This is a genomic window from Streptomyces sp. CHD11 (genome assembly GCF_018638295.1).
Classification (GTDB): domain Bacteria; phylum Actinomycetota; class Actinomycetes; order Streptomycetales; family Streptomycetaceae; genus Streptomyces.
On record NZ_JABTTS010000009.1, the window covers coordinates 34,267 to 50,960 of the forward strand.

Sequence of the window (16,694 nt, forward strand, 5' to 3'; positions counted from 1 at the left end):
CGGTCCGCCACCACCCGCGCGCCGCTGACGGACGGCCCCGGCGCAGGTGGTGAGGGGCCTTGCCATGCCCCTCCTTATAGAGTGGCCCCATGGCCCCGAACCCCACGCACACCGCTCTCTGGCCCGCCCCGCACGCAAGCGGAGCCGTCGACGCGACGGTCCACGTGCCCGGGTCCAAGTCGGTCACCAACCGTGCCCTCGTGCTCGCCTCCCTCGCCTCCGAGCCGGGCTGGCTGCGCCGCCCGCTGCGTTCCCGCGACACGCTGTTGATGGCGGACGCGCTGCGCGCCATGGGGATCGAGATCGAGGAGGGCGTGGGACCCGACGGCACCGGCGAGGCCTGGCGGGTGCTGCCCACGGGACTGCACGGTCCGGCCACCGTCGACGTCGGCAACGCCGGCACCGTGATGCGGTTCCTGCCCCCGGTGGCCACGCTGGCCGACGGCCCCGTCCGCTTCGACGGCGACCCGCGCTCGTACGAGCGTCCCCTGAACGGAGTCATCGACGCGCTGCGCCGGCTGGGTGCCCGGATCGACGACGAGGACCACGGCGCGCTGCCGATGACCGTGCACGGGGGCGGCGCGCTGGACGGCGGGACGGTGGAGGTCGACGCGTCCTCGTCCTCCCAGTTCGTCAGCGCCCTGCTGCTGTCCGCGCCGCGCTTCAACCAGGGCGTGGAGGTCCGGCACACCGGCGCGACGCTGCCGTCGCTGCCGCACATCCGGATGACGGTCGACATGCTCCGCGCGGTGGGCGCCCAGGTCGACACCCCCGAGTCGGGCGGCGAGCCCGACGTCTGGCGGGTCACCCCCGGCGCCCTGCTGGGCCGGGATCTGACCGTCGAGCCCGACCTGTCCAACGCCCAGCCGTTCCTGGCGGCGGCCCTGGTGACCGGCGGCAGAGTGGTCGTCCCGGACTGGCCGGCCCGGACCACCCAGCCCGGCGACAGGCTGCGGGAGATCTTCACCGAGATGGGCGGCTCCTGCGAGCTGACCGAGTCCGGGCTCGAGTTCACCGGTTCCGGCGCGGTCCACGGCATCGACGTGGACCTCGGCGAGGTCGGCGAGCTGACGCCGGGCATCGCGGCCGTCGCCGCGCTCGCGGACTCTCCGTCCACCCTGCGGGGCGTGGCCCATCTGCGGCTGCACGAGACGGACCGGCTGGCCGCGCTCACCAAGGAGATCAACGAACTCGGCGGCGACGTCACCGAGACCGCCGACGGGCTGCACATCCGCCCGCGCCGGCTGCACGGCGGGGTCTTCCACACCTACGAGGACCACCGGATGGCCACCGCCGGCGCGGTCATCGGCCTCGCGGTCGACGGCGTGCAGATCGAGAACGTGGCGACGACGGCGAAGACCCTGCCGGACTTCCCCGAGCTGTGGACCGGGATGCTCGGGGCGTAGGGGTCCACCATGCGCCGTTACGGCAAGCACACCGACGAGGACGACATCCGCTCGCGTCCCCACCGCAAGGGCAACCGGCCGCGTACCCACATCCGGCCCAAGCACGAGGACGCCGCCGGGGGGCTGGTCCTCACCGTCGACCGGGGCCGGCTGACCTGCCTGGTCGAGGACCGGGTGGTGATGGCGATGAAGGCCCGTGAGCTGGGCCGCAAGGCGGCGGTGGTCGGCGACCGGGTGGCGATCGTGGGCGACCTGTCCGGGAAGAAGGACACCCTCGCGCGGATCGTGCGGATCGAGGAACGCACGTCGGTGCTGCGCCGTACCGCGGACGACGACGACCCCTACGAGCGGGTGGTCGTGGCCAACGCCGACCAGCTCGCCGTCGTCACCGCCCTCGCCGATCCGGAACCCCGCCCGCGGCTGATCGACCGGTGCCTGGTCGCGGCGTACGACGGCGGTCTCGAGCCGCTGCTGGTGCTGACCAAGTCGGACCTCGCACCCCCCGACAAGCTGCTGGAGCTCTACGGCGACCTGGACATCCCTTATGTCGTCACCAGCCGTGCGGAGCTGGAGAGCGGCGAGGCCGTGGAGCGGGTGCGGGCGCAGCTGGACGGCCGGATCACGGCGTTCGTGGGGCACTCCGGGGTCGGCAAGACGACGCTGGTGAACGCGCTGGTGCCGGAGGACCTCCGGCGCACGACCGGCCATGTCAACGCGGTGACGGGGCGGGGACGGCACACGACGACCTCCGCGCTGGCACTGCCGCTGTCGGGCGGGGAGGGCTGGATGATCGACACCCCGGGTGTGCGCTCCTTCGGACTCGCCCATGTCGACCCGTCCCGGGTCATCAACGCCTTCCCGGATCTGCAGCGTGGCACCGAGGGCTGTCCGCGCGCGTGCAGTCACGACGAGCCGGACTGCGCGCTGGACGCCTGGGTGGCCGGGGGGCACGCGGATCCGGCCCGGCTGTATTCGCTGCGGCGGCTGCTGGCGACCCGGGAACACTCCGACGGCGACTGACCTTCGCGTGTTTGCCGTGACCTCCGGACGGTAAGTGCATAATCGCACCGAGCCGGACCTGAACCTGCCGAACCTGGCGAAGCGGTCACCGTACGTGGCACTGCGGAAGGACGAGACATGGCGTGGCTGCTGGTCATCGTGGCCGGGTTGCTCGAGACCGGTTTCGCCGTGTGCCTGAAGCTGTCGCACGGCTTCACCCGGCTGTGGCCGACCATCGCGTTCTGCGCGTTCGCGCTGGGCAGCTTCGGGCTGCTGACGATGGCGCTGAAGAAGCTGGACGTGGGTCCGGCGTACGCGGTGTGGACGGGTATCGGGGCGGCGGGGACGGCCGTCTACGGGATGGTGTTCCTCGGGGACCTGGTGTCGACGCTGAAGATCGTGTCGATCACGCTGGTGATCGTCGGTGTGATCGGGCTACAGCTCTCGGGGTCCTCGCACTGAGTTCCGTGACGTCCGCGGAACCGGCGGCGGATCCACGGGTCACTGGGGGGTCACTGCACCGGCTGCCGGTGCAGTACGCCGCGCACCAGGTCGGCGACACCGTTGCCGGCAGGCGGCGCTGCGACGCAGGAGAGGGCCAGGCGGATCACGAGCTCACAGGTGCGGGCCAGTTCGGCGGTGTCTCCCCTGGACGCTCCGGGGCCGGTCAGGAGAGCGACGGCGCGGTCGCGGACGAGGGCGACGAGGTCGGCGGGTGAGGGCAGCGGCCCGTCGGCGCGGCGCTGGGCGGGGGCGGTGGAGCCGGACGGCACCGGCGGCAGGGCGGGCGTGGGCAGGCGTTCGCCCCAGCAGCCGGTGAGCATGGCGCGGACCAGGGCGTTGTCGCGGGCGCCGGCCGTGGTCCACTCGGCGACCGCGGTCAGCCGGTCGCGCGGGTCGGCGTGTCCGGTGAGGGCACGGTCGACCCCGGCGAGGTAACCGTCGGCCTCCCTGCGGACGAGGGCCCGGGCGAGGCCGTCCTTGCTGCCGAACTCGTTGTACAGCGTCTGCCGGGAGACTCCGGCCGCGGCGGCCACGTCAACCATCCGCACCGCGGACCACGGACGACGTGCCAGTGCCGTGTAAGCGGCGTCGAGCAGGGCTTCCCGCGCTGCAGGCATCTTCGCCTCCCTCGGGGCGAGCGGCCGGTCCTGCGGTTCAGATTTGACGCGCCGTCGGGCACTGTCAAGGGTGCGCGGGCCCCGCCCCCCGGTGGCCCCGCACCGATCTCGGCGGATACCGTTCGTCGCATGCCCGACTACCTTGACGACCTGCGTCTCGCCCATGTCCTCGCGGACGCCGCCGACGCCGCGACGATGGACCGGTTCAAGGCTCTCGACCTCAAGGTCGAGACCAAACCGGACATGACGCCGGTGAGCGAGGCGGACAAGGCCGCGGAGGAGCTCATCCGCAATCACCTCAAACGCGCCCGCCCCAGGGACGCGGTCCTGGGCGAGGAGTACGGGGTGGAGGGCACGGGGCCGCGGCGCTGGGTGATCGACCCGATCGACGGCACCAAGAACTACGTGCGCGGGGTCCCCGTGTGGGCCACGCTGATCTCCCTGATGGAGGCCGGTGAGGGAGGCTTCCAGCCGGTCGTGGGCCTGGTGTCCGCCCCGGCCCTGGGCCGCCGCTGGTGGGCGGCCCAGGGGCACGGCGCCTACGCCGGACGGAGTCTGTCCTCGGCCTCCCGGTTGCACGTCTCGCGCGTTTCCCGGCTCTCCGACGCCTCCTTCGCGTACTCGTCGCTCAGCGGATGGGAGGAGCAGGGGCGGCTGGACGGCTTCCTCGACCTCAGCCGCGAGGTGTGGCGCACGCGCGCGTACGGCGACTTCTGGCCGTACATGATGGTCGCCGAGGGCTCGGTCGACCTGTGCGCCGAACCGGAGCTGTCACTCTGGGACATGGCGGCCACCGCGATCGTGGTCACGGAGGCCGGGGGTTCGTTCACGGGTCTCGACGGCCGCCCGGGGCCGCACAGCGGCAACGCGGCGGCGTCGAACGGACTGCTGCACGACGAGTTGCTGGGCTACCTCAACCAGCGCTACTGAGCGAGCCGGAGATCCGCGTGCGCCCCCAACCGGCCGCACGCGCCCTCTTGTTGACCCCTGCTTTGCCTGCCACTCTGAGAGTCCCCCCACTTGTGAACTTGTGAAATCGCGAACTAGCGGGTCACCCGGCCCACGACCTCGCGTTTTCCGGTAGGAGGTGGCTCCATCCATGCTCGTCCGTGACGCCATGAGCACCTTGGTCCTCACCATCGGCCCCGCCCACACACTCCGGCAGGCCGCCGCCCTGATGTCCGCCCGCCGGGTGGGCGCGGCCGTGGTCCTCGACCCCGACGGCACCGGCATCGGCATTCTCACCGAACGCGACATCCTCAACTCCCTCGGCCTCGGCCAGGACCCGGACACCGAGCGCGCCCACGCCCACACCACCACCGACGTCGTCTTCGCCGCCCCTTCCTGGACTTTGCAGGAGGCCGCGGTCGCCATGACCGACGGCGGGTTCCGCCATCTGATCGTCCTCGACCTGGGCGGGCCCGCCGGCATCGTCTCGGTCCGCGACATCATCCGCTGCTGGGCACCTCAGCGGCAGCGGGCCGAGCACATGCCGGCGTAGTGACACGGGAAACGGGCCGGACCCCCGAAGGGAGTCCGGCCCGTCGATCGACAAGCGGTCCAGCGCTGGAATCAGCCGCGCAGGGCCTGGACAGCGGCCTCCAGCCGCTTGCCGAAGTCCTCGTCCGCCTGGCGGAAGTTGTTGATCGCGCGGTCGGCGATGTCCTCGCGCGTGACCCCGGAGATGGCGTTCGCCAGGTTGTTCACCAGGCGCTCCTTCTCCTCCTCCGTCATCAGCCGGTACAGGTTGCCCGCCTGCACGAAGTCGTTGTCCTCGGCGTGGACCGGCGTGACGCTCTCGCCGGTGACACCGGTGACCTCGGCCGGCTGCCACAGCGGACGGCTCGTCTGGAACGGGCCGCCGAAGCTGTTCGGCTCGTAGTTCTTCGCACCCTTGTGGCGGCCGTCGTACAGGTGGCCGTCACGGGAGTGGGTGCGCGCCTCGGTGGCGTGCGGACGGTTCACCGGCAGATGGTCGGCGTTGATGCCGACGCGGTAGCGGTGGGCGTCGCCGTAGCCGAAGAGGCGGCCCTGGAGCATCTTGTCCGGGGAGGGACCGATGCCCGGCACGAAGTGGGCGGGGCTGAAGATCGACTGCTCGACCTCCGCGAAGATGTTCTCCGGGTTGCGGTTGAGCTCCAGCTTGCCGAACTCGATCAGCGGGTAGTCCGCGTGCGGCCAGACCTTGGTCAGGTCGAACGGGTTGAAGCGGTACGTGGCCGCCTCGGCCGCCGGCATCACCTGGACGTAGACGGTCCAGGAGGGGAAGTCGCCGCGCTCGATGGCCTCGCGCAGGTCCCGCTGGTGGGAGTCGGGGTCCTTGCCCGCGAGGATCTCGGCCTCCTCGGCGGTCAGGTTCTTGATGCCCTGATCCGTCTTGAAGTGGTACTTGACCCAGAAGACCTCGCCGGCCTCGTTGTTCCACTGGAAGGTGTGCGAGCCGAAGCCGTCCATGTGGCGGTACGACGCCGGGATACCCCGGTCACCGAACAGCCAGGTCACCTGGTGCGTCGACTCCGGCGACAGCCCCCAGAAGTCGAAGACGTTGTCCGCCTCCTGCGAACCGGTGTACGGGTCGCGCTTCTGGGTGTGGATGAAGTCGGGGAACTTGATCGCGTCGCGGATGAAGAACACCGGGGTGTTGTTGCCGACGAGGTCGTAGTTGCCCTCCTCGGTGTAGAACTTCAGCGCGAAACCGCGCGGGTCGCGCACGGCGTCCGGGGCACCCAGGTTGCCGGCCACCGTCGAGAAGCGGAGGAACGTCTCCGTCTCCTTGCCGACCTCGGAGAGGAACCCGGCCCGCGTGTACCGCGTGACATCGGCGGTCACCGTGAAGGTTCCGTAGGCGCCGGCGCCACGGGCGTGCACCACTCGCTCCGGGATGCGCTCGCGGTTGAAGTGGGCCAGCTTCTCCAGCAGGAGCTGGTCCTGCACGAGGACCGGGCCGCCGACGCCCGCGGTCTCGCTGTTCTGGTTGTCGGCTACCGGGGCACCGGCCTCCGTAGTGAGCGGTCCCTGCGTCACGTGCGCCTCCTGCGTCATGTACTGCCCGTCCTGTCCCTTGGCTAAAGCCGATCTCGATCCTACAATGGACAATGTCCAAGTCAAGTAAGGCTCCAAAGTCACACCCATTCGGGACGCGATCCCCCTGCTGTTAGGCTGGTGCCTATGAGTGACCTTCTGGAACGGCTCCGTGGACGTGGATGGCGGATGACCGCACAGCGCCGTGTCGTGGCCGAGGTCCTCGACGGCGAGCACGTTCACCTGACGGCCGACGAGGTGCACTCCCGGGCCGTGGCCAAGCTGCCCGAGATCTCCCGGGCGACCGTCTACAACACCCTGGGTGAGCTGGTCTCGCTCGGCGAGGTGCTCGAGGTCGCCACGGACAAGCGGGCCAAGCGCTACGACCCCAACGCCCACCGCCCGCACCACCACCTGGTGTGTGCGCAGTGCGGGGCGATCCGCGACGTCCACCCGACCGGCAACCCGCTGGCCGACCTCCCCGCCACGGAGCGCTTCGGCTTCACGGTCTCCGACGTGGAAGTGACCTACCGCGGCGTCTGCCCGAACTGCGCGTCGGCGTAGGCACACCGGCTTCCCCGGACGAGACGAAGAGAAAGCCCCGGCACTGAACAGTGCCGGGGCTTCTCCGTACGACCGAGGGCCGGAACCCTTTCGGATTCCGGCCCTCGGCCTTCAGTAGCGGGGACAGGATTTGAACCTGCGACCTCTGGGTTATGAGCCCAGCGAGCTACCGAGCTGCTCCACCCCGCGTCGACAAACGAAACACTACGTCAAGAGCCAGATCAGAAGCAAATCGCTCCCCAGCCCCCCTCGCACCCCGCACCCCGCACCCCGCACCCCGCACCAACGTCACGCCCTCAGCCCAGCCCAGTGCGGCGGCGCGGCGGCGGCGTCACGCCGACAACTCCTCCCGCAACGCGTCCCGCAACCGCGTAGCCCGCTCGGTGACCGCCGCAGGCCCCAGCGCGGCCGCCCGGTCCGCCCACCGCTGCCCCTCCGCCAGCTCCCCCCGCCGCGCGTAGACCAGCGCGAGCCGCAGCGCCGCACGCCCGTGCCCCGCGTCCGCCGCCCGCGTCCACCACACAGCCGCTTCCGGCTCGCTGCCCTCCCGCGCCAGCAACAGCCCCAGGTTGAAGGCCCCGTTCCGCGAGCCCGCCTCCGCCGCGGCCCGGTACCACCGAGCCGCCTCGACCACGTCCCCGCGCGCCGCGGCGAGCATGCCGACGCGCACCTGCGCCCGCCGGTGTCCCTGGGTGGCCGCCCGCTCGTACCACTCCTCGCACTCGCTGCGCCGGTGCACCGGCTCCCCCAGCTCGTGCGCCGGCTCCGGCGGCCTGCGGGCGTCCAGCAGCGTCGCCAGCCGGTACGCGGCCTCCGCGCTCCCCCCGCCCGCCGCGCAGCGCAGGAACCGCTCCGCCTCACCCTCCTCGCCGTCCCGCAGCCGCGCCATGCCGACCTGGAGCGCCGCCTCCGTGTGCCCGGCGGTCGCCGCCCGCTCGTACCAGCGCAGCGCGGCCCGCTCCTCACTCCGGCCGGCGTGCAGGATGCCCAGATTGAAGGCGGCGTCCACGCTGCCGGCCTCCGCCGCCTTGGAGAACCACGGCTCCGCACCGGTCTCGTCGCCGGCCCGCAGCAGCAGGATCGCCAGCGCGTTCGCTGCCTCGCGGTGACCGGCGTAGGCGGCCCGCCGGTACCACTGTTCGGCGGGAGCCGTCCTGCCCTGGTCCGCGCAGAGCAGCCCCAGGTTGTACGCGCCGTTGATGTCACCCGCGTCCATCGCGGCCCGGTACCAGCGCTCGGCGGTCTGCGTCTCACCCCGCTCGGCGTGCAGCGCGCCCAGCGCGTTGGCCGCGTTGCCGTCGCCGTCCTGTGCGGCGCGCAGCCACCACACGGCCGCGTTCTCCGAGTCCCCGGCGTCGCGCAGCAGGAAGCCGAGCGCGCAGGCGGCCCTGGCCTCCCCGTCCTTGGCGGAGGTCAGGTACCAGCGACCGGCCTCCTTGAGTTCACCGCGCTTCTCCAGGATCGCGCCGAGGTGCAGCGCGGCCCGGCGGTGTCCGCGTGCGGCGGCCTGGCGGTACCACTGCTCTGCCTCCCCAGCCGGCTCCGCGGTCTCGTCGTCGGATTCCCGCGCGGCCCTGCGGTCCAGGGCCCGGGCCAGCCGGTACGCCCCTTCCCGGTGCCCGCGTTCGGCCGCGGCGCGCAGCCAGCGCTCGGCCCGGTCCGTGTCGCCGCGGTGTTCGAGCAGGTCGGCCAGGGCGTAGGCGCCGAGGGCGTGGCCCTGTTCGGCGGACTGGCGCAGCCAGTACTCGGCGGCCGGCTCGTCGCCGCGCTCGCGGTGATGGCGGCCGAGTGCGTGCGCCGCCGCGGTGGAGCCGGCGACGGCGGCGATCCGCCACCATCCGGCGGCCTCGTCGGGGTAACCCCGCTGGTGCAGCAGGACGCCCAGGTTGTTGGCGGCGGCGCGGTCGCCCGCGGCGGTGGCGGCGCGCAGATGGGGTTCGGCTCCGTCGAGATCACCACGGCGCAGCAGCATGGCGCCGAGGACACTCATCGCCTCGACATCGCCGGCCTCGGCGGCGATCCGCTGACGCAGCTCCTCCGCCGCATCGTCGGCGGCTTCCCCGTCGCGGGGTTCCTCCCGAGGGGAGGACTGCACAAAACGCCCTGTCCCGAACAGAGTTGCCTTGTCCCCCATACCATCCATCGTCGCACCACCTGCAACCTGGGTACACCTGGTATACCGCAGTCAGTGAGGTCACTACAGCGTTTTGTCGACATGCCCACAGAGAGACAAGTCAAACACAGATCACCCAACTCCCGTCGGCGGCAGGGCCGTCGCCCGCCCTGGTACATGCGTTCGCACATCACAAAGGCCCGGACTCCTTGAGGAGTCCGGGCCTTTGCTGTCGCCAACCGCGCGACTTCAGTAGCGGGGACAGGATTTGAACCTGCGACCTCTGGGTTATGAGCCCAGCGAGCTACCGAGCTGCTCCACCCCGCGCCGTTGTGTTCACAACCGTAGCACGGCGCGGGAGGGGCCTGTGACCAGCCTGCTCGCTAGCCGGTCGGACTGGCGCCTGGACTGGGACTGCTCTGCCCGCCGCCGGCGCCGCCACCCCCTTCGGCCGCCTGGGCTTCCTCTGCCTTGCGGAGGGCGCCCTCCAGCTCCTGCTGCGCCTTGCCGTAGGCCTCCCAGTCATTGTTCTTCAGGGCTTCCTGGCCGGCGTCGAAGGCCTCCTGGGCGTCGTTCAGAGCTTCCTGGACCGTGGGGTCCTCGGATGCGGGCGGAGGCGGCTGGGTGCCCTCGTCCTCACCCGTGCCCTCGCCCTCGCCCTCGTCCGGTGGCGGCTCGACAGGTGCGCCCTCTCCGCCGAAGATCTTGTCCAGGGCCTGCTCGAGGGTGTCCTCGAAGGCCGTCTGGCCTCCGTAGGTCACCAGCACCTTCCGCAGCAGCGGGTACTTCAGTCCGCCACCGCGTACGTAGACCGGCTCCACGTAGAGCAGTCCTCCGTCGAGCGGGACGGTCAGCAGGTTGCCGTACTCGACCTCCGAGTCGCCACCTCTCAGCAGCCTGATCGTCTCGGCGATGTCCTGCTGGGAGTTGAACTGGCTCTGCACCTGTTGCGGCCCGGAGACCGTCGTGCTGGTCGGCAGTTTCAGGATTCTGATCTTGCCGTAGTCCTCGGTGCCCGGGTCGGCGTTCACCGCCACGAAGGCGCTGAGGTTGTCACGTCCGTTCGGGGTGAGGGTCGTGGTGAGCGAGAAGACCTGTTCGTCCTGGTCCGGCATCTTCATGCTCAGGTAGTACGGAGGCACCGCGTCGCCCGTCTTGTTCGTCGGGTCGTCCGGAACCTCCCAGACCTCGCTGCCGCTCAGGAACGTGTTGGCGTCCTTGACGTGGTAGCGGGTCAGCAGCTCGCGCTGCACCTTGAACAGATCCTGCGGGTAGCGCAGATGGGCCATCAGGTCGCCCGAGATCTCGCCCCTGGGCTCCACCGTGTCGGGGAACGCCTTCATCCACGTCTTGAGGACGGGGTCCTCGGTGTCCCACTGGTAGAGCTTGACCTCGCCGCTGTACGCGTCGACGGTCGCCTTCACCGAGTTGCGGATGTAGTTGACCTGGTTCTGCTGGGCCACCACCGCACGCTGGTCGTTGGTGGCGGTCAGCGAGTCGGCCGTGGTGTCGCCGAGGGTCGTCCGCGACGCGTACGGATACCCGTTGGTCGTCGTGTAGGCGTCGACGATCCACTGGATCCGTCCGTCGACGACCGCCGGGTAGGCGTCGCCGTCGATGGTCAGCCACGGGGCGATCGCCTCGACGCGTTCCTTGGGCGTGCGGTTGTAGAGAACCCGCGAACCCTCACCGATGGCGCCGGAGTACAGGATCTGCGGCTCGCTGAACGCGACCGCGTAGGCCGCCCGGTTCACCGGGTTGTCGAGGTTGACCCCGCTGTCGCCCTGGTAGCTGTACGTCTTCTCGCCGCTGTCGTCGGAGTAGTCGATCTCCTTCTGGGGACCGCCGACGATCGAGTACGTCGTCGTCCGCTCCCCGTAGTAGACGCGCTGCTCGTACTCGCCCAGGTCGCCCTTGGACGGCAGATCGGACTCGGTGAACGCCGGACGTCCGCCCGCGTCGGCGCTGGTGCCCTCCGCGGCCACGACACCGTATCCGTGCGTGTACCGGAAGTGGTCGTTGATCCAGTTCCGCTTCGGGATGCCGTTGTAGTTCAGCTCGCGCAGGCCGATGACCGTGTCCTGCTCGCCGCCGTCCTTCGCGTAGCGGTCGACGTCCAGGTTGGTCGGGAACGCGTAGTAGTTCCTGATCTGCTGGAGCTGCTGGAACGTCGGCGACACGATGTTCGGGTCCATGATCCGGATGCTCGCCGCGTCGGCGACGTCGTCCCGGAGCTGGGTCTTGTCATCGGTCTGGGCCGTACCCGGGTACTCGGTGACCTGCGAGTCGTTGATGCCGTAGGCCTCGCGCGTGGCCGCGAGGTTCTTCTCGACGTACGGCGCTTCCTTGGCCTGCTCGTTCGGCTGGACCTGGAACTTCTGCACGATCGCCGGGTACAGGCCGCCGATGAGGATCGCCGACAGCACCATCAGACCGAAGCCGATCACGGGCAGCTGCCAGGTGCGCCGCCACAGGGTCGCGAAGAACAGCAGCGCGCAGATCACCGCGATGCAGAACAGGATCGTCTTGGCCGGCAGGTAGGCGTTCGCGTCGACGTACCGCAGACCGGTCCAGCTGTCGGTCGCCTTGAAGTCGCTGGACTTCACCGCGAGTCCGTACCGGTCGAGCCAGTACGCGACGGCCTTCAGGGCCACGAAGATACCGAGGAGCACCGACAGGTGCCCGGTGGCCGCGGCCGTGGCGCGCGCGCCCGGGCTGGTGATGCGCAGCCCGCCGTAGAGGTAGTGGGTGAGCGCGGCGGCGATCAGGCCCAGGATCGCGGCGGCGAAACCGAAGCCGAGCAGGAACCGGTACCAGGGCAGGTCGAAGGCGTAGAAGGAGACGTCGAGCTTGAACTGCGGGTCCTTCTGGCCGAACGACACGCCGTTGACCCACATCAGCCAGGTCCGCCACTGGCTCGACGCCGAGGCGCCGGCGATCAGACCGACCAGCGCGGTGACGCCGAGCAGCAGCCACTTCTTGTACGGGGCGATACCCATCCGGTACCGGTCGAGGTTCTGCTGCTCCATCGACATGGCGCTCAGCGGCGGCCGCATGCGGTGGGCGAGCCAGACGTTGAAGCCGACCGCGAGGGCCATCAGCAGACCGAAGACGAAGAACAGCCCGATCTTGGTCCACAGGGTTGTCGTGAAGACGGACGAGTAATTGACCGAGCGATACCACAGCCAGTCGGTCCAGAAGCCCGCGAACATGGTGAACACCATGCCGAGGACGGCCAGGACGCCCAGTGTCATCAGCAGGGTCCGGACCCGCCGGGACGGGCGGCCGACACTGATCCGTGGCCCCGTCGGGCCTCCGCCGCGGTCCGGCATCTGGAAAGCCAAGGTAGGCACCTCGAAGTTCGCTGTTGATTCGTCAGACCCGCGGTTTCACGGGCCGTCGTGGCCCCCCGTGATCGTGGGCCCACACCTATGCAACTTACTCACCCTTTACTCGGTTCCCGATTCCGGGCGCCAACGAGAGAAGATTGTGACCATGTCCAACACACCCATGGCCGCCAACCCGCTCACCCGGGCCGTGCTCGAGATCGACGAGTACAGCTCCGGGCTCGGCTGGGACCAGCCTGCCCGCCTGTTCGCCCTCGTAGACACCGCCCGGCTGCGCGCCGAGCAGCCCACACTCGCGGGCCGGCTCGGACAGGACGGCGAACAGCAGACCACCGCCTTCACCCCGATCGAGCAGGACAGCATTCCAACGGGCAAACCGCTCGACGAGTTCCTGGGCACCATCGCCTGGCCCGACGCGGTCGCGGGCTGCGCCCTCACCGTGGAGCGGCTGATGCTGCCGCCGTCCGCCGAGGCGCAGGTCCCCGACGACCTGGACGAGGCGGCGCTGACCCGGTGGGTGGCGGAGCACCCGGAGCGTCAGGAGGTCCGCATGACGGTCGCGGTGCTGCGCGACGGCGCCCGCGAGTCGGCGCTGCGGCTGCGCGCGAAGGACTCACCCACGGAGGTCCTCACCGGCTCCGACCTGGTGCCGGGGCTGGCCGAGGCGCTGACGGCGACGTTCGCGGACTAGGTCTTTCGTCCGGACCAGGCCCCGCGGGCCCGGCATGATTCGAACGAGAGGCCCTGGCCGGGCGAGGTTCGCGGACCGGGAGAGGGGCCCCGTCCGGTCAGGACGCGGTGCACTTCGGCAGGCCGGCGGTGTCGCCGGAACGGATGTCCTCCAGCGCGCCCAGGGCGTCGTCGATGGTGCTCACCTTCACCAGGGTGAGCCCCTCGGGAGTGTCCCTGGCCGCGGCCGGGCAGTTCTCGGCGGGCGTGAGAAAGTACTCGGCGCCCTTGCCGCGCGCGCCGACCGTCTTCATCTCGATCCCGCCGATCGGCCCGACCTTGCCGTTGTCGTCGATCGTGCCCGTGCCGGCGACGAAGGTGCCTCCGGTCAGGCTGCCCGGGGTCAGCTTGTCGTAGATGCCGAGGGCGAACATCAGGCCCGCGCTCGGTCCGCCCACGTCGGCGAGCTTGATGTCGATGTCGAAGGGGAAGGTGTGGTCGGTCCCGGCGGAGATCCCGACGACGGCCCGCTCCTCGCCGGCGTCGTCGGAGCTCGTGGTGGTGATCGTGACCTTCTCGGTCTTCTCCGGCGTCCGCTTCGCCTTCTCGGCGGCGGCCTGCTCCTTGGCGGGCACGATCGTGAAGACGACGTCCTCGCCGGGCCGGTGTTCGGTGACCAGTTCGGCGACGTCGGCGGGTTCCTTCACGGCCTTGCCGTCGACCGCCTTGATCACATCGCCCGCGTGCAGTCTGCCCTCGGACGGCGCCCCCTTGACGACCGTGGAGACGATCACCCAGGACTCCACCGGAACGTCCAGTTCCTTCAGGGCCGCCACCTTGGCACTCTCCTGTGACTGGCTGAACTCCTCGGCGTTCTCCTGGGTGGACTGCTCCTCCGTCTTGCCGTCGGGATAGAGGGTTTCGTGCGGCACGATCTTGTTGTCGTGCGCGAGCCATCCGTAGACGGCCTCGACGAGGTTCATCCGGTAGTCGGCACTCGTGACGCGCACCGTGGTCATGTTGAGGTGGCCGTCCGCCGGATAGGTCTTGCGCCCGGCGATCTGCAGCACCGGATCACCGTCGTGCTCACCCAGCGTGTTCACCGTCGGCCCCGGCGACATCTCCGCGTACGGCACGGGGATGAAGACTCCCGCGCACAGGAGCGCGATCAGCATCAGGGTGGAGGCGAGCATCGTCGCGGTGCGGCGTGGCATGCCACGACAGTACGGGACAGGCCTGTCAGCGCACCGTCGGGGCCGCCCGTCCGGGCGGCCCNCCCCCCCCCCCCCCCCCCCCCCCCCGACCGCGTCGTGCGCGATGACCCGCCGGGTACGGGCCTCAGCGGTCCGAGCGCGGCTTCTCCATGGCTTCCCGGAACCGGGCGTAACCGATGAGCTCGGGGCCGTCACCCCGTACCTTGCGCGTCCTGTTGGCCCAACTGCCCCACAGCCCCGCTCCGATCGCGGCCACGAGCGGAATCAGCAACCAGGCAAGCGCTGCCATGCCGACCTCCCAACCCCATGAGTGTCCGCAACTGACTGACTGATCAGCAGATTAACCATCCGCCGTGACAACGCTCACCGCCGGGGTGCGGTTACGCAACCGGAGGTCGGAAATCGACAGCGCCCCAGGGACGGCGCTACGCCCCCACCCATTCCTCGGTTCCGTCCGAGAACCTCTGGTGCTTCCAGATGGGCACCTCGTGCTTGAGGTCGTCGATCAGCCTCCGGCAGGCCTCGAAGGCCTCCCCCCGGTGCGGGCACGACACTCCGACGACCACGGCGAGGTCCCCGATCCGGAGATCCCCCACCCGGTGCACGGCGGCGAGCGCCCGTACCGGGTACTCGGCGGCGACCTTCCCGGCGATGCGCCGCATCTCGTCCTCGGCGCTCGGGTGACACGAATAGCCCAGTGCGTCGACGTCGGTACCGCCGTCGTGATTGCGCACGGTTCCCACGAACAGCGCCGTCCCGCCGGCCGCGTCGTCCCCCACCGCGCGGAGGACCTCGTCCACCGACAGCGGCGCGTCGCGGATCGCGATCAGTCTGATCGGCTCCTGTGCGGCCTGCTCACCCGGGTGATCGTGCGTGGATGCCATGTCCCCATCGTGCCGCACACCGGCGGGCCCGCGGAACGGGGCCGGGGCCCGTACGCGCGCGTGCCGTGCGCGACGGCACCGCCCTGCCCACGGCGGACCGACGGCAGGGAGGCTTCCGCGGCAGACGCGTACCCCCGCCCGGCCCCGGCGGTCAGATCCGCCGCCGCGCCTTCCTGGCCCGCCGCACCACGGCCGCCGCGCCCAGCAGGGCCACCGTCGCGCCTGCCGCGCCCGCCGCCGTCGCGTCCTTGCGGCCCAGCCGCCGTCCGGCGACCGTGTGCCTGCCGGACACCTCCTCCAGCAGTTCCGCGAGCACCTCCTCGTTGGTGTGCGCGGGCCGCCACCCGGCGTCGTGCAACCGGCTGCCGCTGACCACCCAGGGGTACATCGTGTAGGCCAGGTCACCGGCCGGGGAAGGGGTGAGTCCGATCCGGTGCAGCCGGGCCGCCGCGCCGAGCGCCACCGCCGACGGCAGCTCCATCCGGCGGATCCCGCTGAGCTCCTCCACCTCCTCCTGCTCCAGCCAGCCGTCGCAGCCGACGGCCAGTTCGCCCTCCACCTTCTCCAGCACGGCGTATTCCAGGGCGCTGCACAGGTCATCGACATGGCAGAACTGCCACGCGGGCCGCGATCCGGCCACCACAAGCAGCCGGGGGGACTCGAAATACCTGGTCAGAGCGGTGTCGGTATGGCCCACCAGCACGGCGGGGCGGACGACGGTGACGTTGAGACCGGGGTGCGCGCGCGGTGCCCGGCGCGCCAGCCGCTCGACCTCCAGGAGGTCGCCGACTCCCGTGGCCTCCGCCGTGGCCCGCAGTTCCGCGTCCTCGGACAGCGGCAGCTCGTTGTCCGGCAGCGCTCCGTAGACCATCGTCGAGGTGCACAGCACCACCCGGTGCACCCCGGCGGCCGCCGCGGCCGTCAGCACGGTCTGGGTGCCCCGTACGTTGTAGGCCGTCCGCGCGGGGGCGTCGGTCTCCAGATCGAGGTCGAGCGCCAGGTGGACCACGACGTCGGCCCCGCGCAGCTTGTCCGCGATGGCGGGATCGCGGACGTCCAGGATGTGCCAGAGCGCCTCGGCGCATTCACCGCGCCGCTCGTCGATGCCGATGACCTGCTTGATCTCATCCGATGCCGCGAGCCGCGCGGTGAGCTGCGCGCCGACGCCGGACGCGGCTCCGGTGACCGCGACGACGGGCCCGCGTGGCGCGGCAGCCCTGTCGGCGCGCTGCTCCCGCGTCGACGGGTGGTGGTCGGGTGACGGGTGGGTTGACTCGTTTCGCGCTGCGCGAACCTGCGGATCTGGGGAACTCACCGGGCGTCTCCAGCGGTTGTCTTCAGTACGGGCGCAAGCGA

The 16,694-nt window shown here is 70.8% G+C and carries 15 protein-coding genes and 2 tRNA genes; 7 read left to right on the forward strand and 10 right to left on the reverse strand.

Features of this window, described 5'->3' with window-relative positions; translation table 11 throughout:
* The first annotated feature begins 89 nt into the window (after nt 1–89).
* The 3 genes from aroA (at nt 90) to HTV45_RS10885 (ending at nt 2,867) form a co-directional block, all read left to right on the forward strand.
* A complete protein-coding gene (gene aroA / locus HTV45_RS10875) occupies nt 90–1,406 on the forward strand; it encodes a 3-phosphoshikimate 1-carboxyvinyltransferase (RefSeq protein ID WP_215205483.1) in 1,317 nt (438 codons plus the stop codon).
* A gap of 9 nt (nt 1,407–1,415) precedes the next feature.
* Nucleotides 1,416–2,426 carry a ribosome small subunit-dependent GTPase A gene (gene rsgA, locus HTV45_RS10880; RefSeq protein WP_215205484.1) on the forward strand — a complete coding sequence of 337 codons (1,011 nt, stop codon included), beginning with the start codon at nt 1,416–1,418 and terminating at the stop codon, nt 2,424–2,426.
* A 117-nt stretch (nt 2,427–2,543) separates the two neighbouring features.
* The gene (locus tag HTV45_RS10885; RefSeq protein WP_215205485.1) at nt 2,544–2,867 is read left to right on the forward strand and encodes a multidrug efflux SMR transporter; all 324 of its coding nucleotides are present in this window, start codon (nt 2,544–2,546) and stop codon (nt 2,865–2,867) included.
* A gap of 50 nt (nt 2,868–2,917) precedes the next feature.
* On the opposite strand, the gene HTV45_RS10890 is transcribed toward HTV45_RS10885, so the two are convergent.
* Nucleotides 2,918–3,526 carry a TetR/AcrR family transcriptional regulator gene (locus HTV45_RS10890; protein WP_215205486.1) on the reverse strand — a complete coding sequence of 203 codons (609 nt, stop codon included), beginning with the start codon at nt 3,524–3,526 and terminating at the stop codon, nt 2,918–2,920.
* Nucleotides 3,527–3,655: 129 nt separating this feature from the next.
* Here HTV45_RS10890 and hisN point away from each other — a divergent pair, with 129 nt between their 5' ends.
* Entirely contained in the window at nt 3,656–4,456 is an 801-nt protein-coding gene (hisN, locus tag HTV45_RS10895) for a histidinol-phosphatase (protein ID WP_215205487.1), read from the forward strand.
* Between the two features lie 169 nt (nt 4,457–4,625).
* On the forward strand, nt 4,626–5,027 hold the full coding sequence (locus HTV45_RS10900; RefSeq protein WP_215205488.1) for a cyclic nucleotide-binding/CBS domain-containing protein: 402 nt from the start codon (nt 4,626–4,628) through the stop codon (nt 5,025–5,027).
* A 71-nt stretch (nt 5,028–5,098) separates the two neighbouring features.
* On the opposite strand, the gene HTV45_RS10905 is transcribed toward HTV45_RS10900, so the two are convergent.
* Nucleotides 5,099–6,550, reverse strand: a complete 1,452-nt coding sequence (locus HTV45_RS10905) for a catalase (RefSeq protein ID WP_215205489.1) — start codon at nt 6,548–6,550, stop codon at nt 5,099–5,101.
* A 144-nt stretch (nt 6,551–6,694) separates the two neighbouring features.
* Here HTV45_RS10905 and HTV45_RS10910 point away from each other — a divergent pair, with 144 nt between their 5' ends.
* Nucleotides 6,695–7,111, forward strand: coding sequence for a Fur family transcriptional regulator (locus tag HTV45_RS10910; RefSeq protein WP_215205490.1), 417 nt, complete (start codon nt 6,695–6,697; stop codon nt 7,109–7,111).
* Nucleotides 7,112–7,226: 115 nt separating this feature from the next.
* Here the strand turns inward: HTV45_RS10910 and HTV45_RS10915 are convergent.
* From HTV45_RS10915 to HTV45_RS10930, 4 genes are all read right to left on the reverse strand, one after another.
* Nucleotides 7,227–7,300: transfer RNA gene (locus HTV45_RS10915), tRNA-Met, on the reverse strand.
* A gap of 142 nt (nt 7,301–7,442) precedes the next feature.
* Nucleotides 7,443–9,254: a tetratricopeptide repeat protein gene (locus HTV45_RS10920; RefSeq protein WP_215205491.1), complete on the reverse strand. Its 1,812-nt coding sequence runs from the start codon at nt 9,252–9,254 to the stop codon at nt 7,443–7,445.
* A 223-nt stretch (nt 9,255–9,477) separates the two neighbouring features.
* Nucleotides 9,478–9,551, reverse strand: a tRNA-Met gene (locus tag HTV45_RS10925).
* A 56-nt stretch (nt 9,552–9,607) separates the two neighbouring features.
* On the reverse strand, nt 9,608–12,577 hold the full coding sequence (locus HTV45_RS10930; RefSeq protein ID WP_215205492.1) for a UPF0182 family protein: 2,970 nt from the start codon (nt 12,575–12,577) through the stop codon (nt 9,608–9,610).
* A 142-nt stretch (nt 12,578–12,719) separates the two neighbouring features.
* Here HTV45_RS10930 and HTV45_RS10935 point away from each other — a divergent pair, with 142 nt between their 5' ends.
* Entirely contained in the window at nt 12,720–13,262 is a 543-nt protein-coding gene (locus HTV45_RS10935) for a PPA1309 family protein (RefSeq protein WP_251691904.1), read from the forward strand.
* Nucleotides 13,263–13,359: 97 nt separating this feature from the next.
* Here the strand turns inward: HTV45_RS10935 and HTV45_RS10940 are convergent, their stop codons facing one another.
* The 4 genes from HTV45_RS10940 to HTV45_RS10955 all read right to left on the reverse strand — a co-directional run bounded on the left by HTV45_RS10940 (nt 13,360) and on the right by HTV45_RS10955 (nt 16,653).
* Complete coding sequence (locus HTV45_RS10940; protein ID WP_215205494.1) at nt 13,360–14,454, reverse strand: PDZ domain-containing protein; 1,095 nt, start codon at nt 14,452–14,454, stop codon at nt 13,360–13,362.
* A gap of 124 nt (nt 14,455–14,578) precedes the next feature.
* Nucleotides 14,579–14,743 carry a hypothetical protein gene (locus HTV45_RS10945; protein WP_215205495.1) on the reverse strand — a complete coding sequence of 55 codons (165 nt, stop codon included), beginning with the start codon at nt 14,741–14,743 and terminating at the stop codon, nt 14,579–14,581.
* 136 nt (nt 14,744–14,879) lie between these two features.
* Nucleotides 14,880–15,338, reverse strand: coding sequence for a molybdenum cofactor biosynthesis protein MoaE (locus tag HTV45_RS10950; RefSeq protein WP_215205496.1), 459 nt, complete (start codon nt 15,336–15,338; stop codon nt 14,880–14,882).
* Nucleotides 15,339–15,489: 151 nt separating this feature from the next.
* A complete protein-coding gene (locus tag HTV45_RS10955) occupies nt 15,490–16,653 on the reverse strand; it encodes an SDR family oxidoreductase (protein WP_215205497.1) in 1,164 nt (387 codons plus the stop codon).
* Nucleotides 16,654–16,694: the final 41 nt, after the last annotated feature.